This is a genomic window from Acinetobacter lanii (assembly GCF_011578285.1).
GTDB lineage: Bacteria > Pseudomonadota > Gammaproteobacteria > Pseudomonadales > Moraxellaceae > Acinetobacter > Acinetobacter lanii.
Genome location: NZ_CP049916.1, coordinates 2,025,942 through 2,051,314 on the forward strand (window position 1 = coordinate 2,025,942; position 25,373 = coordinate 2,051,314).

Below are 25,373 nucleotides of genomic sequence, written 5' to 3' on the forward strand. Positions count from 1 at the left end.
ATGAATATTATTGACAATGCTGCGGTATCGCAGCATTTAGCACATGTACGTATTGTGATGGTGAATACCACTCTACCTGCCAACATCGGTAGTGCTTTACGTGCCATGAAGACTATGGGCTTATCAAAATTGGTCTTGGTTGCCCCAAAAACTTACCCGCATCCTGATATTGATGCATTAGCTGCAGGTGCGACTGATCTCATTGAACAGATTGAAATCGTAGAAAGCTTGGAAGATGCGATTAAAGACTGTCATTTGGTGTTTGGCACCAGCGCACGTACACGTACCATTCCATGGCCACTATTGGATGCTCGCCCTGCTGCACAAAAGTCAATGAATGCTGTATTGAATGAACAGCAGGAAATCGCGGTGGTTTTTGGACGTGAAGACCGTGGCTTAACCAATGAAGAATTGGCGATGGCCAATTATCACGTCACTATCCCGGTGAATTCAGACTACGGCGTGTTAAACGTTGCCCAAGCGATTCAAATCATTAGCTATGAAATGCGCATGGCTACCGTTGAATTGATGGATAAAGAAGTCGATCCCGATGCAGTCATGAAAGTGACCGATGAAGAGGCGATGCATTGGGACGAGCCTTTAGTCACGCATGAGCAAATGGAACAGTTCTATCCGCATATTGAAAAAATGCTCGCGGATATTGAATTTATGGACCCGAAAAATCCACGTTTATTACCACTACGTTTACGCCGATTATTCGGGCGTATACAATTAGATAAGATGGAATATCACTTGCTTCGTGGTATTTTCACCCGAGTTCAAGCCTTAAACAATGGCACATGGAAAAAATCAAAAACCAAAGAGGATCAACCTAATGCTTAAACAGCTGAAAGAAGATGTTCAAGCGGTGTTCGCGCGTGATCCTGCCGCACGTAACACGTTTGAAGTTTTAACAACTTATCCTGGTATTCATGCCCTGATCATGCATCGCATGGCACATGAACTATGGAATAAAGATTGTAAAACTTCAGCGCGGATGTTGTCTTCTTTTAGTCGTTTTGCCACGGGTATTGAAATTCATCCGGGTGCTAAAATTGGTAAACGCTTTTTCATCGACCACGGTATGGGGATCGTGATTGGTGAAACGGCCGAAATTGGTGACGATGTGACCCTGTACCATGGGGTGACTTTGGGTGGCACCACTTGGAATAAAGGTAAACGCCATCCAACCTTAGAGGATGGTGTGGTGGTCGGTGCAGGCGCTAAAATTTTAGGGCCTTTTACGGTGCACAAAAATGCCAAAGTCGGTTCCAATGCAGTCGTGACCAAAGAAGTACCCGAAGGTGCTACGGCGGTGGGGAATCCAGCTCGATTTATTTTAAAAGATAAAAAAATTGAAGAAGCTGAAAACCCACAAGCAGAAGTGGTAAATACCGTTGAGCAAACCACATTTGAGCCGTATGCAACTACACAAGATCAAACCGATCCAATGCTAGAAGGTATGCGCGTCCTGCTCAATCGCATTCAACAAAACGAACAACGCATGAACACCTTGTGCCAGCGTTTGTCTTTACTTGATCCGACCTTTAAAAATCCTCAACAAACCGGACAACCGTTTAGCGAAGAAGAATTGAAAATTTTGGATGAAGTTCGCCGTGAATGTGAGGCACAATCTGTACAATCGAAAGTTTAATGTATAAATTTTAATAACGTAGATGATTTATGGTTGCATGTTGCTGCTGCATTTTTTAGACTGACCCTAAGCCTCTCTCTACACATACAACAATATATTGGACCGACTTATGACGATCAAACCCCTCCTGTGTGCAATGCTCGCAACAGCATTTCTAACAGCGTGTAGTACAGCCCCTGTTAAACAAAATAAAAATACCGATTCAATCGTTTTTACAGAGCCTGATTTGAGTGCTCCGTTTTATGCTTTAAATCCGTTTGACTATGCCCAACCGCCGGTATTCGAATTGGAATTGAAAAAAGCAGCTGCTCAACCGGTAACGAAACTTGAAGTGACCGATCCTAAAACCAATAAGAAAGTGGTTTTAGACACCAACAAGTTGATCATTCCTACAGTAAACAGCACACAACGCTCAATGAAGTATGCAGCGCTTGCGGGTCAAAATGAAATTGATATCACCGATATCGATGACTTCTTGCAAATGGTTGAGGGTAAAGCACGTCACTATCCACCGCATTTCACAGACCGCCAAGAACGTAAAGGCTTTGAGACGAAGCTAAAAGAAGTGTCTGCACAGCTCGATGAATTGGCTTCTAAAAACAATGCATCCTTTGATATTTTAATCCGTGCATTTAAAGCCAGCATCATGGGTCGTAATTTAGACTTAGGTTCTGCCTATACAACAAAATCACTGAAATATGCACAACAGATTTTGAAGATCAATAAAGAAGATGCTGAAGCAAACTTCTGGTTTGGTTTCTCGTTGTCTGAGGGTGGCGGTCAAAAAGAAGCGATTCCATATATCGATAAAGCCATCAAAGCCGGCGTTCAAGAAGCATATTTAGTGTCTGCAAATAACTTCATTTATATGGATCAAAAGAAAAATGCGATCCAAACTTTAAAAAATTACAAGGTGAAATATCCTGATGAAGCTGAAGTGGCAGATCGTTTAATTGCAGAGATTGAAAGCAAAGGCCGCTATAACGTTTGGCAGATTTTAAATAATCCTGCGAAATCATAAGCCTTAACTCTCATTTTATGATCAAAAATAGACTGTTTCGACAGTCTATTTTTTTTGGCTTATTCTTAATTGAAGCAAAATCAAGTATGCTTTTTCAAATCTCTTTCTTGTAATGCGCATATGAAGCAAACAAACACAAAAATAATGCTTGCCCTCTTTGCCGTATTGCCACTGTTTGTCAGTGGTTGCCAAGTGGTTAGTGTTAAAAATCAAAAACTCAACGTCACCATTGCCAACGAACGTGACAGTATTTTAACCCGTAAAAAAATGAGTGAAGCCAGCCTCAATGTGCTGTCTATGACGGGGAAAGAAGGGGAAAAATGTGCCGAGGAACCTGAAAAATGTATCAGTGAAATTCAGGACATTCCGCAAATTCAAGACGAACAGCTCTACTCCGCAGCCAGTGAAATTTATTTAACCAAGGCATTAACTCTAGGCAACTCTTCAGCCTGTGCAGTGAGTCGTATTGCTCGTTTTCAATCTGAAGAAAAGCAACTCAATAATCGACAAAGTTTTGAATCCTGCCTCGATGAACAACTCATTTATCTCGATAAAAGCATCCGCTATAGCTATGCCTATTTGTTTGTGACCAAGCGTCATCCGAGTGATCGTATTTTTGACAACCGTCAGGTTCAAATTCGTGACTTTTATAATCAAGCCATTGCCAAATTGGTGACCAATTACGGTCTACGCTACGACCGTGAACGTGTGCCTAAAGCCATTAAAGTGGGTCAAAGTACCTATCATGTTAATTACGATCATTACTCACAAATTGCAGGTAAGCGCTTAGAAAGTTTGCTGTCGAGTTATATCTTAAATTTCTCAGGCTTCCGCTCGATCAACCGTCGTGATGGTTTTGGCTCCGAATTTGTAGCAACTTTACCGCCTGAAAAAACCCGTAAAAATTTCAAATACATTGTTGACCCGATCAACCATCAATATCCCAATGGGATTAACCCCAATATTCATGACCCACGTTATTTGGCGGTAACCATTACCGCTCAACCCAAATCGGGCAATACCGTAGATGCGATCTTAAATAGTCCAGATTTTCAGTTGAATATTTTCGACCCCTATGCCAATGATCGGGTTGAAGTTGCGGGTCATGCCTACCCCCTAGCCGCTAACTTCTCTGCACCTTATGGATTGTGGCTGGCGGAGAATAATCTCGGGGCTTCAGCATATTTGAGTTTGATCGACCGTGACAACAGCATCACTATGCCGCAACTGTTTAAACTCGAACCTTATAACCCCAATAAAAAAGTGATTGTGTTGGTGCATGGTTTGGCAAGTAGTCCTGAGGCGTGGATTCGCCTGACCAATGATATTATGGGCGACAGTGTGCTGCGTGAGCACTATCAGGTGTGGCAAGTGTTCTATTCCACCAATATGCCGATTTTAGAAAGTCATTATCAGATCAATGCTTTAGTGCGTCAGACCTTTCAACAACTCGACCCGAAAGCCAATGCAGCTAAAGATGCGGTATTGATTGGTCACAGCATGGGTGGCATTATTGCGCGTCTGATGGTGAGTAATGCTGACGTTTCTGAAAAAGCCAACACGGTGCTTAAAACCCAAGACATAAAAAAACTCACCCAGGAACCCTTGTTTAAACAACGCTTGGTGATTCAACCGATCGATAATTTTAGTCGTGCGATTTTTTTGTCATCTCCACATCGTGGTACAGAATATGCGGAGCGTTGGTTTACCCTTGCCCTACGCAAAATCATTAAGCTGCCCGGTGCTTTTATCGGTGCATTTGCAGAAACCTTAATGGAGCAAGACATTAAGATGCATGACTTTATGCGCAATATTGATCATGGCTTAATTCAAAATGGACCAAGTGACCTGAGTGACCGTTCTAAATTCACCAAGCTGACTGAAGATATCGTGCCACCTAAGGGCTTTGTGTTTCATTCGATTCTCGGCAACTTATCTAAATCCAATGATAAAAGTCAGATCAATGATGGTGTGGTGGCTTATGAAAGTGCCCACCTCGACGGCGCTGCCTCTGAAACGATTTTAAAAGGCGGACACTCGATTCAGGAAACCCCTGAAGCGGTGCTTGAATTGCGTCGGATCTTAAAATTGCACTTAAAAGAACATGGCATAACGCAATAATTCCAACTTCTCATGAAGCCCCGATATGGGGCTTTTTTTATAGGTACATTATTGACAATCATTTTCGATCATCGTTAAAAAAATGGCATATAACCGTTAAAACTGGAGGATGAAAGCATTAGCTTGAATCATCATTTGCATTAAACTCCTGCGGGCTGAACAGTAAAAAAACCGCGATATGAAATTGAGCTACTGTTATGCATTTTCACAATTTCATGCCAAAGCCAATACCACTTTAAATGTGGTCATGATAATTTAGCGTCATTGAAGGATTTTAGATTTTTAATGAACACAGACAGCACAGCACTCGATTTTTCTACCCTCACACCCATGATGCAACAATACATGTCAATGAAAATGCAACATCCGCATGCATTGATGTTTTATCGTATGGGGGATTTTTATGAGCTATTTTTTGACGATGCCCACAAAGCAGCCAAAATTTTAGGCATTACCCTAACCCATCGTGGTAAAGCTAACGGCAATCCGATTCCAATGGCGGGCGTACCTTATCATGCCGCGGAAGGCTATATCGCGCGCTTGGTCAAAAAAGGTGAAAACGTTGTCATCTGTGAACAAATTGGTGAAGTGACCGGTAAAGGGCCGGTTGAACGCGGTGTGGTGCGTATCATTACCCCCGGTACATTGACTGATGATGCACTGTTAAATGCACACCAAAGTTCAAATTTGGTGGCACTATGCGTACAGCAAAATCAGATTGGGATTGCGTTACTTGACCTAAGTGCGGGTATTTTCAAAGTTCAACAGCAAACGTTTGATACCGATCAACTCCCACTTGAATTGGCTCGTCTGATGCCAAGCGAGTTGGTGATTGATGAAAATATGTTTGAGCAAAATGCATCACTTCAAAGCATGCTTGAACAGATTAAATCACAGATGGATTGCCCGATCAGCAAAAGACCGAATGTCGATTTTAATTTAAATAATGCGCAAAAAACCCTATGTGATCAATTCGCTGTGTCCACACTTTCAGGTTTTGGCATTGATCATTTACCTTTAGCCAAAGCGGCGGCTGCTGCGCTGATTCACTACGCCAAAGAAACTCAAAAAACAGCGTTGCCACATATCCGTTCAATTAAGCTTGAACAAAGTTCTGACTTTATTGCGCTTGACCCCGTGACCCGTCGCAACTTAGAAATCATTGATCCTTTATTCGAGCACGGTACATCACTGTACGCTTTGATCAATGACTGTCAAACCGCGATGGGCGGACGCTTACTGGGTCGCACCTTGATGCAACCGATGCGTGATACGGCACAACTCGATGAGCGTCTAGATGCGATTGAGGTGCTGTTGAAGGGCTACCATGAAGCCGCTGTACGATTGGTATTAAAAGAGATCAGTGATATCGAACGTGTGCTGAGTCGTATCGCATTAGGCAGTGCACGTCCACGTGACTTGGTTCAATTGCGTCAAGCCTGTGCCCAAATTCCATATTTGCGTCATGCCCTGCAACCGATTGTGTCGAAGCAACAATCGCTACTGCTCACCCAACTGAATGAAGAGTTGGGCGACTTTCATGGATTGCATCAACGCTTGATGTCGGCCATTGTGGAAAATCCACCAGTTTTACTTCGTGATGGTAATGTCATTGCTGAAGGTTTTGACGCTGAGTTGGATGAGCTACGTCAAATTCGTGATCATGCCGGTCAATTCCTGATTGATCTTGAAATTCAAGAACGTGAAGCCACCGGCATTAACACCTTAAAAATTGGTTATAACCGCGTTAGTGGCTACTATATCGAACTGACCCGTGCCCAAGCAGAACAAGCGCCTGATCACTACATTCGTCGTCAAACACTCAAAAATGCAGAGCGCTATATCACGCCAGAACTGAAGGCCTTTGAAGATAAAGTGCTGTCGAGCGAATCTCGTGCTTTGGCCCGTGAAAAACTGCTGTTTGAAATGCTATTGGATGAGCTACGTCAAGACATTGCCAATCTTCAGATGATGAGCAGTGCAATTGCTCAGATTGACTTGATCAGTAACTTTGCTCATCAAGCACGTTTGCAGAACTGGAGCCGTCCTGAGTATAGCCCCGAAATTGGCATCCACATTGTGGCAGGTCGTCATCCTGTGGTGGAATCGCTGATTAAAACGCCATATACCCCCAATGACACTCAGCTTGATTTTAACCATCGCATGGCGATTATCACCGGTCCAAATATGGGCGGTAAATCAACGTTTATGCGTCAAACCGCTTTGATTAGTTTATTAGCGTATTGCGGTAGTTATGTGCCTGCTAAGTCAGTCAAACTCGGCCCAATTGACCGCATCTTTACCCGAATCGGTTCTGCTGATGATTTGTCTTCGGGTAAATCAACCTTTATGGTCGAAATGACGGAAACTTCGCAAATTCTACACCATGCGACCAACCAGTCTTTGGTACTGATGGATGAAGTGGGTCGTGGCACCAGTACCTATGATGGTTTATCTCTGGCATGGGCATGTGTACTCGACCTAACCCAACGTATTCAATGTCTGTGTCTATTCGCGACCCATTATTTTGAACTGACTGAATTGGGCAAACAAGCCTTTATTGAAAACTACCATGTCACTGCGCAAGAAATAAATGGCAACCTGATCTTGCTACATAAAGTTCAACACGGTCCTGCCAGTCAAAGTCATGGTTTGCAAGTGGCCAAACTTGCCGGGATCCCCGCAGCTGTAATTAAAGAAGCACAGCATCGTTTACGCATTTTGGAAAAACAACATGTGCATAAGCCAGTTGCTGTACAAAATGACTTATTTGCAGCTGAGAGCTATGTAGAACCTGAAGTGATTGAACGTGTGATTGAGATCGAAAAAGCCTCACCTGCACTTGAATTACTCAAAAGCATTGATGTGGATAGCTTGACGCCACGTGAAGCGCTGCAACAGCTTTATGCGCTTAAAGACCAATTGCAGACTTAAGCCTCAAAGTTCAAGCTAAACAAAAAAATCCCGTATTGCATTAATACGGGATTTTTTTAATCCATCCATTTTCGCAGTTGCTTACTGCGTCGAATCAGACCCAAGATTTCTTTACGTTGCATAATTTCATCATCCGAATAAGGCAACGACTGTTTCAATTCTTCATGCGTCAAATTGCAATGTTCAATCAAGTAACAATCTTGCGCTGTGGTCCAATTTGAAGGCGGAATGATCGGTTTTCGATAAGGACGTTTTTTCATAGGCCTATTATAGGCGATAAAATAAGCAAGATTTAGATAAAATATGTATATCCTGAAAGGCTTAAACATTATCTCCTACCATCTACACCTCATCGAAAGATCAGTTCAACAGCGAAACGATTTTCATTAAAATCTATTTTTAGCTTATACATCAATTTTATTGATAATAACTGGATATTTTTTTGCTTTTCACACATATAAATAACAAATATCAATAAAAGGAATTGTTTGTTGAACCCATTTTTGCCTAAAATACGCTATTCGTCATTAGAACCATATTTTTTAGGTAGCTGTCGCCATGACCTTTGTTGTCACTGAAAATTGTATTAAATGTAAATATCAAGACTGCGTAGAAGTGTGTCCTGTAGATTGTTTCTACGAAGGTCCTAATTTCCTTGTCATTAATCCTGATGAGTGCATTGACTGTGCATTGTGTGAACCAGAATGCCCTGCAAATGCAATTTTCTCAGAAGATGAGCTTCCTGAAGGTCAAGAAGTTTTTATCGAATTGAATGCTGAATTGGCTGAAAAATGGCCGAACATTACGCAAATCGGTGATCAGCCTGCTGACCGCGAAGAGTGGAATGGTAAACCAGATAAATTACAATATTTAGAAAAATAAAAGACTTAAAGATCAGCTACGGCTGATCTTTTTTTATTTAACTTTATACCCAAAAAGTACATTTAATTGCAATTTATGCAAAATCTCTTTGCATTTTTAGACTAGAATAATCTCTAAATTCATTCAGTAATGTTCATAATGAAACAAATTTTGAAGGGTCTACTGACCATCGGTGCAATTTCGCTGGTGACGTTTGGCTGTACTTCTTCCCCTAAAAAAAGTCACACGGTACTTACCCCTACGGGACACCGAATTTATATACCACAAGAAAAAATCATTGTTGACCGACCTGTTAAACCCAAAGTCATGCCAAACTCTTACCGTAACTGGATCATGCTCGGTGACAACCAATCACGTGTGCGTGAATATGAGCGTTATTTAGAACAGAATAACGTCGGCAATATTATTCCGAGCTTTGAATTGATGAAATCGGCACGTGACTGGCAGAAATGTGGACGTACCGAATATATGGTGCCGAGCAAAGAGCTGTGGCGCAATCAGTTGCCGACTTTAAAAGTGTTTAAATATTTGGTTGCGGCTAAAGTGTTAACCGATTTTGAAGTGACCTCAGTCTATCGTGACCTGCCTTTAAATCAGTGTGCCGGTGGTGCAGGCTCTTCACGTCACTTATTCAATTCAGCGATTGATTTCCGCATTGGGCCTGAATACCCCCGTGCAGATGATTATGCCATGATTCAAAATCAAAAATTTAAACTGTGTCAGTTCTGGATCAATCATGGTCAGAGTTTAAATATGGGCTTAGGTCTATATGCTTCCGGTCAAATCCATATCGACACGCAAGGTTACCGCACTTGGGGTCCTGATTTGACGCGTAATTCGTCATTATGTAATTACTAAATTGGTTCAATCTACTTAATTAACTATAAGAGGTCTTGATGATCTCTTTTCTTTTTTCGCGCTTTTCTATTTCCGAGCTATTTATAGCGCACTTTAAAATCTGACTATATTTTATTCAACAAAGGCTATAAAAATTGCACTCAGTGTTGAAATGATTACAATGCACATAATCAAATTCAGGTTATCTAGGTAAACATACTATGCAACAAATGTGGTCAGACATCGATGCCTATATCGAGTCACATTTAATACCCGAAGACCCAATTTTGACTCAAACCTTAAAAAATACGGATGATAAAGGTTTTCCTGACCATTTAGCTGTTGCTGCCAATCAAGGCATGCTGTTACAAATGCTCATTGAAATGAACAAATGTAAACGTGTCTTAGAATTGGGAACCTTTGCCGCCTATAGCACCATGTGGTTAGCACGTGCCTTACCTGAAGATGGCTATATCCTCACCATTGAGGGACGTGATACCCATGCAGCTTTAGCTCAAGAAAATATTAATAATGCCAAGCTCAAACAAAGCGTTGAATTAAAAGTCGGACGTGCCGCTGACATCATTCGTGCCCTGCCTGCTGACTTTGAACCATTTGACTTTATCTTTATTGATGCCGATAAACAAAGTTACCCTGAATATTTAGAATTGTGTTTAGAACGCTCACATTCAGGGACCATCATTTTCTTAGACAATGTCATCCGTGCCGGCGACATCATGAACCCTGAAAATGTAAAACCGAGTATTCAAGGTATTCGTGATATGTATGCTTTAATGCAAAATCACCCGCGTTTACGCTCAAGCACGGCGCTACAAACTGTGGGCTCTAAAGGGCATGATGGCTTTGCTTTGGCGATTGTGAAATAAGCCTTAAAATTAAAAGAATGATCATTTAAAAAAGCTCCATTTTCATATGGAGCTTTTTTAAGCAATCTAAAAAAATGAGTCAAGACAATCAAGCAAAAGTTATCCCCGATTATTGTTGATAAAGCTGTGGATAAAATTAAATTTTAACGATAACACAATGATTAAATACAATAATTATTAAAAGATTATAAAACAATCAAATATTTTAGACCTAAGTCATCGGTCACAGTTTTAAAATATCGCTGAATATTTAAACATGATTGTTCATATAAATTAGCATATCTATGAACAATCTGTTATCAATTTTAGATTCACATTTGATCAAATGAATTATTTTGCGACCAACAGCGGCACTGGTGAATTTCGGAAAATATTGGTAGTAATACTGCCCAAAAAGAACTGCCGAACTTTACTTCGACTATAAGCACCCAATACGATCAATTGGATCTGGTGTTGATGTTGATAATCCAAAATATTTTCAGCCACATCGCCATAACGATATTCAACCACAACATCAAGCCCTGCATCTTTGAGAAATTCTGAAGGTGTATTGAGAATCTCTGGATGATCTCCCACATAGAGCAAATGGCACTGTAGCTGACGTAAGAAATCACTTTTCGCCACCCGTTGCATCATCTCTTTACAGGTCGGCGAATCTTCATAAGCAAAAATAAAGCGTGTTGGTGGCTTAAAGCTTTCCCCCACGGTCATCACAGTACATTTTGCGCCTCGGATAAAGTTTTCGACATTGCTCCCCAAACTTTTATTCTTTTCCGCAGAGCGCTCACCAACCCGACCAATCAACACAATGTCCGTTTCACGTAAGGCATTGAAACTTTGTTCGAGAAAATCGCCTTTTTCTTGAATTTGTGAGGGTTTAATCTGATATTTTTGTTCAATTAAATCTGAAATATGATTGAGCAAATTATTACTATAATCGAGTGCCAACTCACTTTGCTTTTGTTCTAGCTCTGCCAATTCTTTTAACAGCATGGCATTGCTTTCAAAGCCAATCACACCGCTGATTTCACCCAAATGATAACTGGCAGGATAGTAATCGAGCACTTGTAATAACACCAATTCACGCCCTGTTTTCTGCGCAATCCATGCCGCTGCATCGGCAATAGCATTGATACAAGGAGAAGAGTCAATACATGCAATGACACGGTTCATGATAGCCTCACTTTGACTTTTTGTCGGTTATTCTTCTAGTTTTAAATTAGCATAAGTTTTTTAAAAATGACGATTTTTTGTGTAATGATCCTGTGTTGCCAGCACTCATATTAAGCTTAAATTACTTTAGACTGAATACACACTGAATCTATGTCTATAAATGCATGCCTGAACTAGACAGAAATGTGGTTGCTATACCATTCGATATCTTAGTGACGCGATACCACACGGTTTTCTCTCAATCAAGCTAAGCCTAGCCACTAAACCACATAACGCTTGCTTAACCCCATTTCAGCTAAGAGTCGTCGGTAGAGCGTCGATGACCGATCCGCTTCAAAATGTGCTTCCATGCTGATATCCAGCGGCAATTCTTCAGGCTTTTGACTTTCAACCAAATCCTGATCTTCAGCAAAAATCTGTGCATTAAAATCATATACCGCTTGCAGATCTCCTGTGGTATCAAAATTTCTCGTTAAAGGTACAAACAGCCGGGTTTTGTTATGTGACACCGGACAACAAGCATTAAGAATTTTTAAAATTCCCTCTTTAGGAAAATGTACCGTCAAAATCGCCGCAAAAGGCGGATAAACATTAAACACACGTTTCCATAGAAAATCGGGTGGTGCCAAATGCTGTAAACCATGCGGATAATTACTGACATTACTGACATATTCAGTATGCAGTCCATAGCGTGTTCGTTCAGTGGAGTAGCGAGGTACCACTGGATTTTCCGCATTGGCAAATGAGTTGTGGTGTACAAATGCAAAATGGGCAACATCAATAAACCCCTCTAACTGCCGACCACTCGACCCTGCAATATCCACAAAAGGTGGCAAGATTGCTTGGTGCTGCTCGGAATCCCAAGTGTCCATCAGTGGAAAGTTGGCTTTATTTGGATCACGTCCAAAAAGACTGGTCCAGACTAAGCCGTATTTTTCGACCACAGGAAATGTGGTTAATGAAAAGCGATCTGAAATTTTGGTTAAATCCGGTTGTGCCGGAATTTTGGTACATTTACCGTGTTGGTTATATTCCAAACCATGATATGGACACACGATATGCTCGCCTTTTACCCAACCTTTGGTCAGCGGTACACCACGATGCGGGCAAAGGTCACGAACCAAATGGATACTGCCTGATTCAGTTTGATACAAGGCCATATTTACATCGAGCAAGGTCACCCGTTGTGGCGTTGTAGAGACATCTTGTATCCGAGCAACAGGGAACCAATGCTGCGCCAAAATCTGCCAGTCTTGAGCTTCAAATTGGCTATTACAGGGTTGCTCAAATACATTGATCACTGGAATTGCGTTCATACCATGCCCATATAGATTCAAATTTGTTGTAAAACTGGCTGATGCATTAGGCTTGTTCAGATTAATCACATCAGCCTCTTGACTTGACATTGAAACTACCGAAAATGCAGGCTTTGCGTCTATTAGAATGTTTAGCAATAGTGATTCTAAAAATTAGAACGGATAAAACATGGTGCTTTTTTAAGGCTGAATATCCAGCTTTGGCATAGATTTCGCTTAATCATGGCTCATATTTTTTTAAATTTTCAAAGGTTGCACCGAACTTGAGCAAAATTTTAAATACGCCTTTTTCTCGTTTTTCTGATTATTTTATTGCCGTTGCTAAAACAGGCAGTTTACGTAAGGCTGCCGACCAATTGTATATCTCTGTGTCAGCAGTACATCGTCAGATTGATTTAGCCGAAGAAGAACTGGGGATTGAGCTGTTTGAGCGCTTGCCTTCAGGTTTAAAACTCACTTTGGCAGGTGAATTGCTGTATGCCGATCTATTAAAATGGCAAAAAGAGTTTCAACACACCTGCATTCGTTTTGATGAGATTCAAGGTTTAAAACGCGGCACCATTGAGTTTGGACTGATCTCAGCATTGAGTGAAGGTTTTATCCCGCATTCCGTGAAACATATGTATACGCACTACCCATGGATTAATTTTAAGATTCAAGTGGCAGACAGTGCAGTGATTGCAAAAAGAATCATGCACGCCGAACTGGATTTTGGTCTGATTTTAAATCCCAAATCGCATCAACAATTGCAAGTCATGCATTTTTTAGAGTTACCTTTAGGTTTCGTACTGAGTAAACACCATCCATTGGCGCAGGCAGAGAAAATTTATTTTTCAGATACGCTAAATGAAAACCATCTGATTGCGGCATCGCCTTTGATGATTCATGACTATGTTCAGGCTATGTATAAACATCATCAGTTTAATCCCACACGTAAAACAGAATCTAATGATATTCGATTGATCAATACCCTGATTAAAGATCAACTTGGGATCGGTATTTTGAGTTATTTAGATGCACTGCCCGGTCTTGAGCGTGATGAAATGGTGTTTAAACCCATCATTGAGCAAGGGGTACATCCATTAACCGTGGCACTTTGTGTTGCACCGAAGCGTCAAGTGTCACGGGTGTCGCAAATTATGATCAAGCATATCATTGAACAGATGGAACGCTTAAAATCGCAACGAGACATACCGAGCCTAGTGCGTTGAAGACCATTAAAGCACCTTGTATTGGATGATCTAAATCTTCATGTATAAGAACAAGCTCATCAATAACTCAAGGAATATCCTTAGAAGATCAAACGTTTTACTGGTCTCTTAACCGTATGAACTGTGCGGGATTTCCTGCCACAATCTGTTGTTCTGCAACATCTTTGGTGACCATACTGTTCATACCGACAATGGCATGCTTGCCAATTTTAATGCCATCTTTAATCCCCACATGTGCACCCAGCCAGACATCTTGTTCAATCTCAATCCCTTGTGAGCGTACAGCCTGCTTATAAATCGGCTGATCAAGCGCCATGCCATGGTCAAAAGCATACAAATGACAATACGCCGCTATGCGCACTTGATCATGCAGCTTAATCCCTGCACGTCCGCCATCTAAGATACAGTTATGGTTAATTGCCACTTCATTGCCAATCTCTAAAGGCCCATGCAAAGTACAGTCTGCTGCAATAAAGCTATTGTCCCCAATCACAATCTTACGCCCCGGCTCTGCAAAAATATGGGCTAAGGGTGAGATAAAACAATTTTCACCAATCTCTATGGTTTCCATATCCATTAAATAGGCTTGGTATTCTTGCTGCCACGCTTCAGCCCAGACACGATTTTTTGGTTTGAGCGACCAATATAACCACGGCATATAATTGAGTCGATGTTTATGTTGTTCACGATATTTCAGCAGTCGAGCGTCTTCAGTCATCTGTTTTTTCCTCAACTTTAAGCTGCTCACGCCCGCGGGTGACATCCTGAATTTTTATTGCAAGCGCATCAATTTGATGGACTTGTAATTTGGCTTCAATCATTACACCATCAGCGGTATAGTCTTCAACATAATCAATATTTTGAGATTTTAATTCATATTGAAAAATGGCCCATTCATTGAATAAGCATTGAAAACGTACCTCTTTCTTTTCTATTAATTCAGTTTTTTCAGCGAGCATCAAACACTGACCGGCACAGCCACCATAAGCACGCACTAAACCGCCTGTGCCCAACTTAATTCCACCATACCAACGATTAACCAAGACAATCACATTGGTTAAGTCATTGCCTTCAATAGTGGCTAAAATCGGACGCCCAGCAGTGCCTGAGGGTTCACCATCATCATTAAAACGCACATGATGACCGATTTTCCATGCCCAGCATTGATGTGTGGTGGTCAGGTCTTTATGATGTTCCAAAAAGTCTTTTACATCTTGTTCATTTTCAACCGTTGCCGCAATGGCTTCAAAACGGCTTTTTTTAATGTCTTCTTCAAAGCGAACTTCAGAAACAAGGGTAAAAGGCATAGAAATTTAATATGTACAAATAAGAGCTTATTATACCTGTAGAATCTACAATGCAAAAAAAATCCCCAACAACTTGGGGATTTTTTTGCATCTAGATCAATAAATAATTTGATTATTTTGTAGGAGTTGATCAAGAGATAACTCACGATCTTGTAATGTGATTAAATGAGTTAATTCAAACTGCGATTGTGAGCTGGTATTTGGTGTTGCGCCTTGACCATCCCGATCGATAAAGACTTGCGTATCTCCATTGACTGTACTCACACTCACATACTGTTCAATATTGGTTGATGTTGCACCATCCAACAATGCCGAAATATCAATCTTATCTTGATGATCAAAGTCTTTCCAAGTATCTGTTCCATTACCGCCACGTGCATCTAAAGTATCTAAAAGATTAAAGATGACTGTGTCTGCACCATTTCCAAGAAAATAAACATCATCTGCGGAACCACTTTCAACACGATCTTCCGTATTAGACCCAATCACATTTTTTGCAACATCGATTTCCAATGTTGCTTTATCGCTATCGCCTGTAGGTGAAATCAGTTCGTAAACAAAAATTTCTTTTCCACCCCCCTGCCCATTTGCGACATATTGATATTGACCATCGGACTGTATATGAAGAACGCCATATTGACCCGTTACAGCAATATCTTGAGCTGTTTTGCTCGGGTCAAGCAATATGGTTTTACCATTGATTTTTAAAATGGTATGAGACAATAACGCATCATTAAATGAGTCATTTGCAATTAAGTTACCCGTCACTCCAGGGTCTTGTGCATCAGGGTCATGCACCCATTGATCAGGATACTGATTGTATACCTTAAAATCATAACCAAAATAACGGAACGATCCCGCTTTACCTGGCATATTTAACACAAGTTCGTATTTACCCCCCGCCAAATCATGGAGTTCAAGATTCAAACTTGCTTGAGCAACTTGAGAAATTGAATCTGTGGCAATCACTTGATTTACGGTTTGTCCTAAATGATTTTTCACCAAGACCAGACTATAGGTCAGATCAATTTTATATGAGCTCACATCTGCTAAACCTTCAAATTTTAACTTCAAGCCTTTTGATGTCTGATTTACATCAATGTCAAAGTTAATTTTTTTTGAAAATTTATCTAAGGCTGTGGCTTGAACTTTATTTGATTTAGATAATGCTGACGATGCATTAAAAACCACATCACTTTCATTTAGTTTATTGGTCAGTGTCGCATATGTCGTGAGCTGTTGCCCGTTTTCATCCACACGATCGGACTGTGCATCTACAGAAGAAAATTTAACATTGAGGACAGATACCGTACTTTGATCGGTTAAAGTGTCCGTGACCACATAACTGAAAGTATCCACATTGCCATATGGCGGCGTTGGTAAATTTGGATTAACTTGATATTGATATTGACCTGTCTCGCTGATAGTAAGCGTTCCAAAATCTCCTACAAGCGTTATTTCTCCACCATTCAGGTTCTGATTTTCAATAGCACTTAATTGTAAATGGTCAGCTAATCCGAGATCACCTTCCAGATAGCCTTGATAATCATCGACATGGTTATAATCATAGACCGTCATATTATCAGCACTCAGTGTAGTTCCACCAATGACACTCACACCCTGCGTTACCAAGTACGCAATATATTCCCCTTCAGAAAAGACCACTTTTTCAGGTGTATTATAAATACCGCCTAAAGGTATACCGAGCACAGCCAGTGGAACGATTAAGAAACTGTCACTAGAATGATAAAGTTCATATTTACCCGTCAATGAATTTTTCTTATAAATCATCAAATCAGAAACATTACCCAGTCCCACGACCGATGAACCTGTGGCACTAAACTGAATCGAAGCCAATTCACCTTGCTTAACTTGAATATTAAGCCCCGGTTTAGATGAAATAATATCGGCAGATAAAACGTTGCCTAGTCCAATATCAACCACACCAAATCCAGTGGTAGATTTTTTGCCCTGAGTGACACTATTTTTTACACTTAAATCTTTATAATAAGTTTCACTTGGATCAATCACGAGATCTACTTTAACCATATCCATTTGTGGTGTGTAATCGACCAGATCTAATGTGATTTTAAGTTCAGCATTTTGCCATTGGTTTAAAATTGGATCGTAAACTGTATACGTAAATATTTCAGTTTCACCATAGTTAAATGTCTTATTGTTATAAGCTGTATAGGTATAATCACCATTGGCAAAAATTTCTAATTCACCATATTGACCTTGAATTTTTAAACCAGAATAGTTTTGATCACCTAGGATATTCTGTCCATTGGCTGCTGTAATATAAAGTGCTTCTAAATTTGGACTATAGTCCTTACTTCCTTGCGTCTGATTAATATCATCAATCACGTTTCCACTTGCTTTTCCGTATACAGCCAAAGGATTAGCGTAATCTAACAATAAATCTTGGGTGGTTTTCAATGTATAACCATATAATGCATTAATCCCACGTGTGGGTTCAATTAATGCAATATATTGACCAGACTCGAGCGTATAGGTGATTTCATCTGAAACCCCGCCCAATAATGCCACGCCAAACCAATCCTGATGTTGTTTATATAGCTCATATTGTTGGAATTCTGCATTCCATTTATAAATAAATAAATCAAAGTCTGTTAAGACTTGCACACCGCCAGATTCAGCTTTTAAGGTCACAACACGTGATGTATCGTGCTCAATATTGAATTGCAAAACATTTTCAATTCTAATCGCATTTAAATCCAGTACACTGCCTAATCCAACATATGCAAGCCCACCTGCCGTCACTTGCTGTAGATTTTGTTGGATGACCGTTGGATCGACAGCCAGTTGCAGATAATTTTCATCATCCACAGCGGTTAAATTGAGTGCATCATTTCCGTTAATTTTAATGATTAAATCAATGTCTTTTTGTTCGCCATTTAAAATAACACTGTATTTGAAATACTCATTGCCTTTGATTTCATGACTATTGGCAAAAGCGCTATAACTATATTCACCATTGGATCCGATTCTAAGGATACCAAATTGCCCCACGACTTCTGTCAGTGATCCCGCCTGAATATCGTATGACTGATAAACGTTTCCATCAAATACTTTAACGGCAATTAAATTCAGATCATTGATATCACTATAATCGTTAGTGAGCACATTGCCAGTAATGACCTTGGATTGAATATAGCTTTCTGTGTAACTAATATTCACATTTAAGTTATGCAACAGGTCGATGGTATTGGTCACAACTGGCGCAACCACATAATCCACAAATTTATCAAGTGCGAATAGAATATGTCGAAATAAAGGCAAGTCTGTGATTCGATCTAAAATAAAAGAAATCGGTAAAGTGACGGTGTTGACACCAACAAGTAAAGTCTGAATAAATGAAATTAATTGCTGAGTAGAAGGACTGTCTTGACCTAAAGTTTTACTGACCAAATCAATTAAAAAATCTTGATTTTTTTGTCCTAGCAGGGTTCCCTCTGCCCCCAAATTAGACAACTCAAAATCTTTTAAGAACTGAGTTAATTCACTAGGAATAATATAGCTAGAAACACGGTACTGCCCTTCAGTTAAACCATTAAAGGTCAACGTTCGTTCACCATCATTATCCACGGCACCAAGCGCATATTGTGTGCCCAACGTTGCAACGACACCATTCTGAAATAATGGTGCTGACATATGATATTGCCATACGCCATTGTCATCGAGCTTTTGTAAAACGATGCCATAGGCTTTAGCGACTGTTAATAGAGATAAATCTTGAAAACTCAATGTGATTTTACCGATGGTATTGCTTTTAATTGTAGTTTCCGATGGATTAAATAAATTTCTTTGTTGACTGGTAAGTGAACCGATTTCTAAAGCTGAACCATTTTCGAGTTCACCCTTTAATCGATCAGAAATATTCAAAAGATTAATAAATTGAGTGGAATTTACAGTCTCTAGTGAATTTTGAACATTGACTTGTTCAAAATCGATTTCATTAATATCCGGTTGAGCGAATTCAGATGGTTCAGTTGTATTGATGGTAATTACAAAGTTTGCAGGCTCGCTGGTGCTGCTATATATTTTGCCCTGAATTGTTTTGATTTGAGCATCAGCATAAATTATCCCTTCACCTGCTAAAACAGTAATATCATTTAAAGGAATTTCTGCAGTCCAGTAACCATTTTGATCAATATTCAGTGATTCTATTTCAATAAATTCATTTGAATTAGGCAGCCTCACTTTAATATTTATGCTTAATGGAACATCATCAGCATAAAGACCGACTAGACGTCCTTTTATGCTGAGGAATCTATCCTGAATTTCATCTTCAGTCACAATAAAATCTGTTCCCTCAACTTCAGTGATCACATTCTTGGCTGAGCTTTGGTCTTGTTGATCAATTGGAACCCTTACAATCGTCCTATTACCGTATACATCACTTACACGGATCACAATTATAGAGGTATTCAAACTTCTCGGAATTTCATAAGTATATGGGGTATCTTTTTCAACTCTTAAATAAAGAAGATCTTCTAAGTCATCATCCCTAAGAAAAATCTCTCCATCTTTATTACTCATAAAAGTTATGACATTATTTTCATAGCTATAAGTAACGATGGGTAAAGTGGTATCCACTCTAAATGAGGCTATACTGTCAGCTGGATTTAATCTATCATTCTGCTGATTAAAATCATTGTTTTGTGATGAATTATTTAACGACATTTCGGATTGTTGATTTACTTGAGCATATGTTTCAGTCAAATAGAAATTTGAATCTCTAAATCGAGTTGTTGACATATCTAAAGATTCATTATTTTGCTGTATTTCGCTTAGATTAGTCATTTTTATGCCAAATTTAATTATAAATTAGTCAAACGATACTCAAATATAGTCTATTAAACAAGCAATCAAAGATCGGTGGTATGATGCTTTTTTTTATATTAGTTCTTGCTTTTTAAAACAACTAACCAATACTTATTCATTTTATTTTATTAGGCAAACTAGATCACATTATATTTTTTTTAATTTAAATATATCTTATTTTCCATTAACTCCATCTATTAATTCATTAGCAAAACTTTATTATAGAGTTTTTCTGATATCGATGCTTGGTTTTATAAAAAAGCCTCCTATATAGAGGAGGCTTTTTTTAAACAATCTTTTTATCTTTCACGCAGTGCTTCTTTAGCTTTATTGAATGGTTTCAACAGATACTCAAGAATCGTTTTCTGACCCGTTTTAATATCCACTGACGCCACCATACCCGGCGTAATTGCAAAAGCTTTACCGGCTTTGTTATACAGCTTATCGGTATTGGTCCGAATATAAACACGGTAGTAGAACTGATCTTGTTTCACTTCATCACGAATGGTATCTGGAGAAATGACTGTGACTTTGCCTTTTAGACCACCAAAGATCGAATAGTCATAGGCTGTGATTTTCACCAATGCTTCTTGACCCGGATGAATGAACGCAATGTCACGTGGTGAAATGCGCGCTTCAATCAACAGCTGTTCATCAAGCGGTACAATGGTCATCAACTTACCATTTTGTGGAACGACACCACCTAAGGTCATCACATCAATTTCTTTGACGATACCACGTACAGGCGCTTTAAACACAGTACGGTTTAAGCTGTCAGATTTACCTTTGACCACTTGTTGTTGGGTTTCAACATCGGTGTTCGATTTAGACAATTCTTCACGTGCTTGTACATAGTACTGATTTTTAACGTCATTAATTTGATTTTGCAATTCATTGGCTTGACGCTTTAAACGCAGTACTTCCACTTCACTGGCTGCACCTTTTGCTACCAAAGGCTCAGTCATTCTTAGTTCTTGTTGCACCAAAGTCAATGCCTGTTTTAAGCCTGCAATGGACTCTTCCATATTTGAACGGCGCGATTGATACAGTTGTGTTTCCTCTTGTACCAATTTTGGAATATTACGCACGCTTTCAGGAAAGACCAGTGGTCCACCATTGACCTCGGCACGCAAACGCGCAGATGTCGCTTGGGAAGATAACAGTAATGACTCAGACTCACCGACATTCGATGCAAAGCGTGTTGGGTCAAGTTGTGCAAGAGTTTGCCCCTTTTTCACAATGTCCCCCTCTTTGACTTCAAGCTTGGTTAAAATACCACCTTCAAGTGATTGAATAACTTGCTCTTTAGAGGTCGGTACCACTTTACCTGTACCTTGTGACACTTCTTCGAGTTTAAAGACCCATGCCCAGATCAGCAACACCAACAAGCCGATCCCAATCACCCAAATGGTAATACTGACTTTAGGCAATGGCGGTTCTAAATGAGTGACTTTCAGGGAACGGGGTTTTCTTACTTCTTCGCTCATGATCTCGCTCCTGAATTTTGTTGTGCTGTATTATTTAAAATCTGATCTCGCGGTCCATCCATCACCACACGACCTTCATTCACCACAATAATACGGTCGACCAATTCCAAAACTGCACGACGATGCGTTGCCACCACTAAGGTGCGGTGACCGAGCCATGCTTTCATATGATCAATCAGTTGTTTTTCAGAAACATCATCGATCGATGCAGTCGGCTCATCCAGCAGTAAAATATTCGGCTGACAGATCAACAGACGCGATAACAGCAATGCTTGACGTTGACCACCAGAGAAGCCCACACCGCCTTCCAGAATCACATGATCAAGTCCTTCTTTTTTCTCTTGAATGAAGTTCAAGGCACCGGTAACTGATAGGGCTTTTAATAAGTCTTCATCGGTTGCTAGCGGTGCACCTAAGGTCAAGTTTTCACGCACTGTACCGAAGAACAAATGGGCTTGCTGATTGAGTAAGCCAACATCACGGCGCACATCGGACGGATCAAGTAAGGTGATGTCGATATCATCGAGTTTTACTTTGCCTTGTGTCGCAACCTGCATACCAGAAAGCAATTGTAGAATGGTGGATTTACCTGCACCATTTCGACCTAAAATCGCAATTTTTTCCCCTGGATTAATCACCAGTTTCGGAATAATTACACTCGGTTTAGGATCTTCATCGCCATATTTAAACACCACACCGCTCAGCTCATACTGACCATTTAAAGCCGCACGTTGAATCAACTGTTGACGTGGTGGATGATCTACAGGTTTACGCATCAATTCATCCAAACCTTCTTTCGCAGTTTTGGCTTGTTGATAACGCCCTAATACGCCAGTGACTTGTGCAATTGGCGCCAACATACGTGAAGACAGAATCGAACATGCCACCAAAGAACCGGTGGTCATATCGCCTTTCATCACCGCAAAACAACCGACCAAAACCACAATCGCAAAAGTTAGACCTTGCAGTTTTTGCGTCCACAAACTCAACACACCTACGATTTTACGTTGCTTCATACTGACTGAAGCTGCAACGTCATTCATGTGATTCCATTGGTTTTGGAAGCGTGATTCAGCACGTAACAGTTTAATGTCTTCAATGCCTTGAACTGCTTCAACCAAGATTGCATTACGAATCGAAGATTCACGCATCCCTTCTTTGGCCAAGGCTTCCAATTTCTTTTGTACCAACAGTCCCGGAATAATCATCAATGGCACAACCACCAAAATCACCCAGAACAGATGACCGCCAATCAACCAGAATATACCGAGGAACAAGAAGAAGAACGGCAAATCGGCAAATGCGGTAATGGTGGTGGAAGTGACCAACTCACGTACACCTTCAAGCTCACGCACTTGTGAAATAAAGGTCCCTGTTGATTTTGAGCGTTCTTTATTTTGAATACGCAGTGCATGACCAAAGACTTTGTCTGAAATCCTAAGATCGGCACGTTTACCAATCATATCGGACAAGATCAGACGTGAATATTTTAGTGCAAATTCAAAAATTGCCGCCAGTAATACCCCACTTGCCAAGACCCAAAGCGTTGGAATCGACTGCGCTGGAATAACACGGTCATAGACGTTCATAGAGAACACAATGGTTGCCAAAGCCAAGATATTTGCCAGCATTGAGGCAAACATAATGTCGACATAGCGCTTCCAATCTTTCAGTACGATGTCCCAAAACCAGCTCTTCTCGTACGGTTTGATGTATTCATCAATACGTGCGTCAGGAATGGAGGTTTCAGGACGAAGAATGTAGACATTTTCAATCACTTGTGCCAAATGATCAGCTGTGAATGTTTGTGCTAAACCTTCATCACCACTCAATTGAACACTGACATTGCCTTCAGCATCCGCTTTATCGATGACACCGACTTGACCATCTTTAAAGCCGACTAAAACTGGTAAGCGCCAAGGGTTGAGAATTTCAGTACTAAAATCCACTTTGCGTAAATGCAGTCCCATTTGACGGGTAATGATCGCCAAAACATCATCAATACTTTGGTTTGGATTCCAATTGAGTTCCAAACGAATTTTTTCAGCTGATGTTTCAATACGGTAGTGTCGAGCTACAGTCAATACACCCTGTAACCAGGGTTGATAATTTATTCTTTTATTCATGGCTGTATCTCTACCCCTTGAATGGTAAGGTTATTAAGCTGATAGACATCACGGGTTTTCCCTGCGGCAGCAATGTACTGCACCAAATTGTCATAAATATCGTATCGCGCAGTTTCTATTTGAGAATTCGCGCTGTGAATGGCTTGCTCTGCATTCAGTAAGTCAACTGCGGTTCGCGTCCCCAATTTATATTGTTCTTGATACAACTCTTTTGTTCTCACTGTGGTTGCTTGTTGTGCGACTAACACTTGCATTTGACGTTGCTTGTTTTCAACCTGCTCTTGGGCCAATCGAATTGAGTTCATGGTATCCAAATAAACCGCATTGACTTTGGCCTTGGCTGCTTCTTCTGCATAACTTGCAGCTCGGGTTTGTGACGCAATCGCGCCCCCTTGATAGAAGTTACTGGTCGCCTCTAACATGATCGAACTGTCTGTGCCATTGTCTTTGTTGTTATTTGGATTCGTCCCATTCACCGCCTGACTTAAAGTCCCTTTGACATTTAGGGTCGGATATCGCGTCAAACTGGTTTGTTTCTTTTCAGAGGCAGCAACATCGACTTGGGCTTTGGCCAACATCATTTGCGGAATTTGATTGAACTGTGGATCACTATAAATATTAGAGCGAGCCACTAAACTTTCCGGGACTTCCCAATCTAGATTCGACACATCACTGCCCAATAAAGTCTTTAAACGTTGACGATACAGATTCAACTGAGTTTCTTGCACAATTAAATTGGATTGAGCAGCTTCCAAATACGATTGCGCTTGAATCGGATCAGCCTGACTACTGATGCCGGCTTTGGCACGTAAATTGGCAATTTCTGCAATTCTTGAAATTCCCTTGATTTGCTCACGCGCAATTCTTGAAATCTCTTGATAGCGCTTAATATTGACAATAGCAGAGGCCACTTCAAGTGCAATTTGATCAATCGCCACCAAGACTTCTGCCTGAGATGCCATCAATTTCGCTTGCTGCGTATTCACACCACTTTTGGTTTTACCAAAGTCATAGAGCATTTGGGTGGCATTTAAATTCAGCAACTGCTGTCCGCGTTGTGATCCTGAAGTGAAATCTCCGGTCGACACACCCGCACTTAACTGCGGGTAATAACCAGCACGCGCCACATCAATATTGGCATTTTGCGATGCCAAAGCTGAAATGGTTTGAGAAATATCCGGATGTCTTGACACTGCAAGCTGCACCGCTTCAAAAAGATTCAGCTTTTTTGAAGGGATGTAACTCGATTCCGCAGTCAAGGCTTGAGAGCGCGCAGAAACCAAGGGTAAATCTTGAACTTGACTGGCATCAAACTCAAACTTACTCAACTGATTCAGTTGTACCTTACGAAAATCTTGAGAGGATTCTGGTGTAAAGAGTCGTTGCACATTATCTTTCACAGAACGTAGATTGATTTTTGATTCTTCAGCATGTGAATAACTCGCATACAAACTGAATAAAATCAAGGTAATCCGCCCCACCCCATTCGATTTTATTTTATTTTTTGCCACATCAATTCTCATTTATTAAGATTTATGATTAACATCACAAAATTTCTTGTATTCTACC

General features: G+C 40.4%; 18 protein-coding genes. 9 read left to right on the top strand and 9 right to left on the bottom strand.

Features of this window, described 5'->3' with window-relative positions; all coding sequences use genetic code 11:
* The 5 genes from G8D99_RS09445 to mutS all read left to right on the top strand — a co-directional run bounded on the left by G8D99_RS09445 (window position 1) and on the right by mutS (window position 7,730).
* Entirely contained in the window at window positions 1-843 is an 843-nt protein-coding gene (locus tag G8D99_RS09445; RefSeq protein WP_166324965.1) for an RNA methyltransferase, read from the top strand.
* Complete coding sequence (gene cysE, locus G8D99_RS09450; protein WP_166324968.1) at window positions 836-1,654, top strand: serine O-acetyltransferase; 819 nt, start codon at window positions 836-838, stop codon at window positions 1,652-1,654. The genes G8D99_RS09445 and cysE overlap by 8 nt, the downstream gene beginning before the upstream one ends.
* A gap of 109 nt (window positions 1,655-1,763) precedes the next feature.
* Window positions 1,764-2,675, top strand: coding sequence for an ABUW_2363 family tetratricopeptide repeat lipoprotein (locus G8D99_RS09455; RefSeq protein WP_166324971.1), 912 nt, complete (start codon window positions 1,764-1,766; stop codon window positions 2,673-2,675).
* A 144-nt stretch (window positions 2,676-2,819) separates the two neighbouring features.
* Window positions 2,820-4,796, top strand: coding sequence for an alpha/beta fold hydrolase (locus G8D99_RS09460; protein ID WP_227554290.1), 1,977 nt, complete (start codon window positions 2,820-2,822; stop codon window positions 4,794-4,796).
* A 285-nt stretch (window positions 4,797-5,081) separates the two neighbouring features.
* Window positions 5,082-7,730 carry a DNA mismatch repair protein MutS gene (gene mutS / locus G8D99_RS09465; RefSeq protein ID WP_166324977.1) on the top strand — a complete coding sequence of 883 codons (2,649 nt, stop codon included), beginning with the start codon at window positions 5,082-5,084 and terminating at the stop codon, window positions 7,728-7,730.
* A 56-nt stretch (window positions 7,731-7,786) separates the two neighbouring features.
* On the opposite strand, the gene G8D99_RS09470 is transcribed toward mutS, so the two are convergent.
* A complete protein-coding gene (locus G8D99_RS09470) occupies window positions 7,787-7,990 on the bottom strand; it encodes an acyl-CoA thioesterase (protein WP_166324980.1) in 204 nt (67 codons plus the stop codon).
* A gap of 298 nt (window positions 7,991-8,288) precedes the next feature.
* On the opposite strand from G8D99_RS09470, the gene fdxA reads away from it, so the two are divergent.
* The 3 genes from fdxA to G8D99_RS09485 all read left to right on the top strand — a co-directional run bounded on the left by fdxA (window position 8,289) and on the right by G8D99_RS09485 (window position 10,336).
* The gene (gene fdxA, locus G8D99_RS09475; protein WP_166011947.1) at window positions 8,289-8,612 is read left to right on the top strand and encodes a ferredoxin FdxA; all 324 of its coding nucleotides are present in this window, start codon (window positions 8,289-8,291) and stop codon (window positions 8,610-8,612) included.
* A gap of 138 nt (window positions 8,613-8,750) precedes the next feature.
* Window positions 8,751-9,470, top strand: a complete 720-nt coding sequence (locus G8D99_RS09480; protein ID WP_166324983.1) for a D-Ala-D-Ala carboxypeptidase family metallohydrolase — start codon at window positions 8,751-8,753, stop codon at window positions 9,468-9,470.
* A 200-nt stretch (window positions 9,471-9,670) separates the two neighbouring features.
* Window positions 9,671-10,336, top strand: a complete 666-nt coding sequence (locus G8D99_RS09485) for an O-methyltransferase (protein ID WP_166324986.1) — start codon at window positions 9,671-9,673, stop codon at window positions 10,334-10,336.
* Window positions 10,337-10,666: 330 nt separating this feature from the next.
* Here G8D99_RS09485 and G8D99_RS09490 read toward each other — a convergent pair whose 3' ends face one another.
* A complete protein-coding gene (locus G8D99_RS09490) occupies window positions 10,667-11,509 on the bottom strand; it encodes a universal stress protein (RefSeq protein WP_166324989.1) in 843 nt (280 codons plus the stop codon).
* Window positions 11,510-11,769: 260 nt separating this feature from the next.
* A complete protein-coding gene (locus tag G8D99_RS09495; RefSeq protein WP_166324992.1) occupies window positions 11,770-12,825 on the bottom strand; it encodes an aromatic ring-hydroxylating oxygenase subunit alpha in 1,056 nt (351 codons plus the stop codon).
* A 263-nt stretch (window positions 12,826-13,088) separates the two neighbouring features.
* Here G8D99_RS09495 and G8D99_RS09500 point away from each other — a divergent pair, with 263 nt between their 5' ends.
* Window positions 13,089-14,036 carry a LysR family transcriptional regulator gene (locus G8D99_RS09500; protein ID WP_166324995.1) on the top strand — a complete coding sequence of 316 codons (948 nt, stop codon included), beginning with the start codon at window positions 13,089-13,091 and terminating at the stop codon, window positions 14,034-14,036.
* Window positions 14,037-14,133: 97 nt separating this feature from the next.
* On the opposite strand, the gene G8D99_RS09505 is transcribed toward G8D99_RS09500, so the two are convergent.
* The 6 genes from G8D99_RS09505 to G8D99_RS09530 form a co-directional block, all read right to left on the bottom strand.
* Window positions 14,134-14,754: an acyltransferase gene (locus G8D99_RS09505; protein WP_166324998.1), complete on the bottom strand. Its 621-nt coding sequence runs from the start codon at window positions 14,752-14,754 to the stop codon at window positions 14,134-14,136.
* Window positions 14,747-15,343: an IMPACT family protein gene (locus tag G8D99_RS09510; protein WP_166325001.1), complete on the bottom strand. Its 597-nt coding sequence runs from the start codon at window positions 15,341-15,343 to the stop codon at window positions 14,747-14,749. Before G8D99_RS09510 ends, G8D99_RS09505 begins: the two co-directional genes overlap by 8 nt.
* A gap of 96 nt (window positions 15,344-15,439) precedes the next feature.
* The gene (locus G8D99_RS09515; RefSeq protein WP_166325004.1) at window positions 15,440-19,906 is read right to left on the bottom strand and encodes a type I secretion C-terminal target domain-containing protein; all 4,467 of its coding nucleotides are present in this window, start codon (window positions 19,904-19,906) and stop codon (window positions 15,440-15,442) included.
* Between the two features lie 584 nt (window positions 19,907-20,490).
* The gene (locus G8D99_RS09520) at window positions 20,491-21,678 is read right to left on the bottom strand and encodes an HlyD family type I secretion periplasmic adaptor subunit (RefSeq protein ID WP_166325007.1); all 1,188 of its coding nucleotides are present in this window, start codon (window positions 21,676-21,678) and stop codon (window positions 20,491-20,493) included.
* Window positions 21,675-23,804 carry a type I secretion system permease/ATPase gene (locus G8D99_RS09525; protein WP_166325010.1) on the bottom strand — a complete coding sequence of 710 codons (2,130 nt, stop codon included), beginning with the start codon at window positions 23,802-23,804 and terminating at the stop codon, window positions 21,675-21,677. The genes G8D99_RS09520 and G8D99_RS09525 overlap by 4 nt, the downstream gene beginning before the upstream one ends.
* Entirely contained in the window at window positions 23,801-25,327 is a 1,527-nt protein-coding gene (locus G8D99_RS09530) for a TolC family protein (RefSeq protein ID WP_166325013.1), read from the bottom strand. Before G8D99_RS09530 ends, G8D99_RS09525 begins: the two co-directional genes overlap by 4 nt.
* Between the last annotated feature and the right edge of the window lie 46 nt (window positions 25,328-25,373).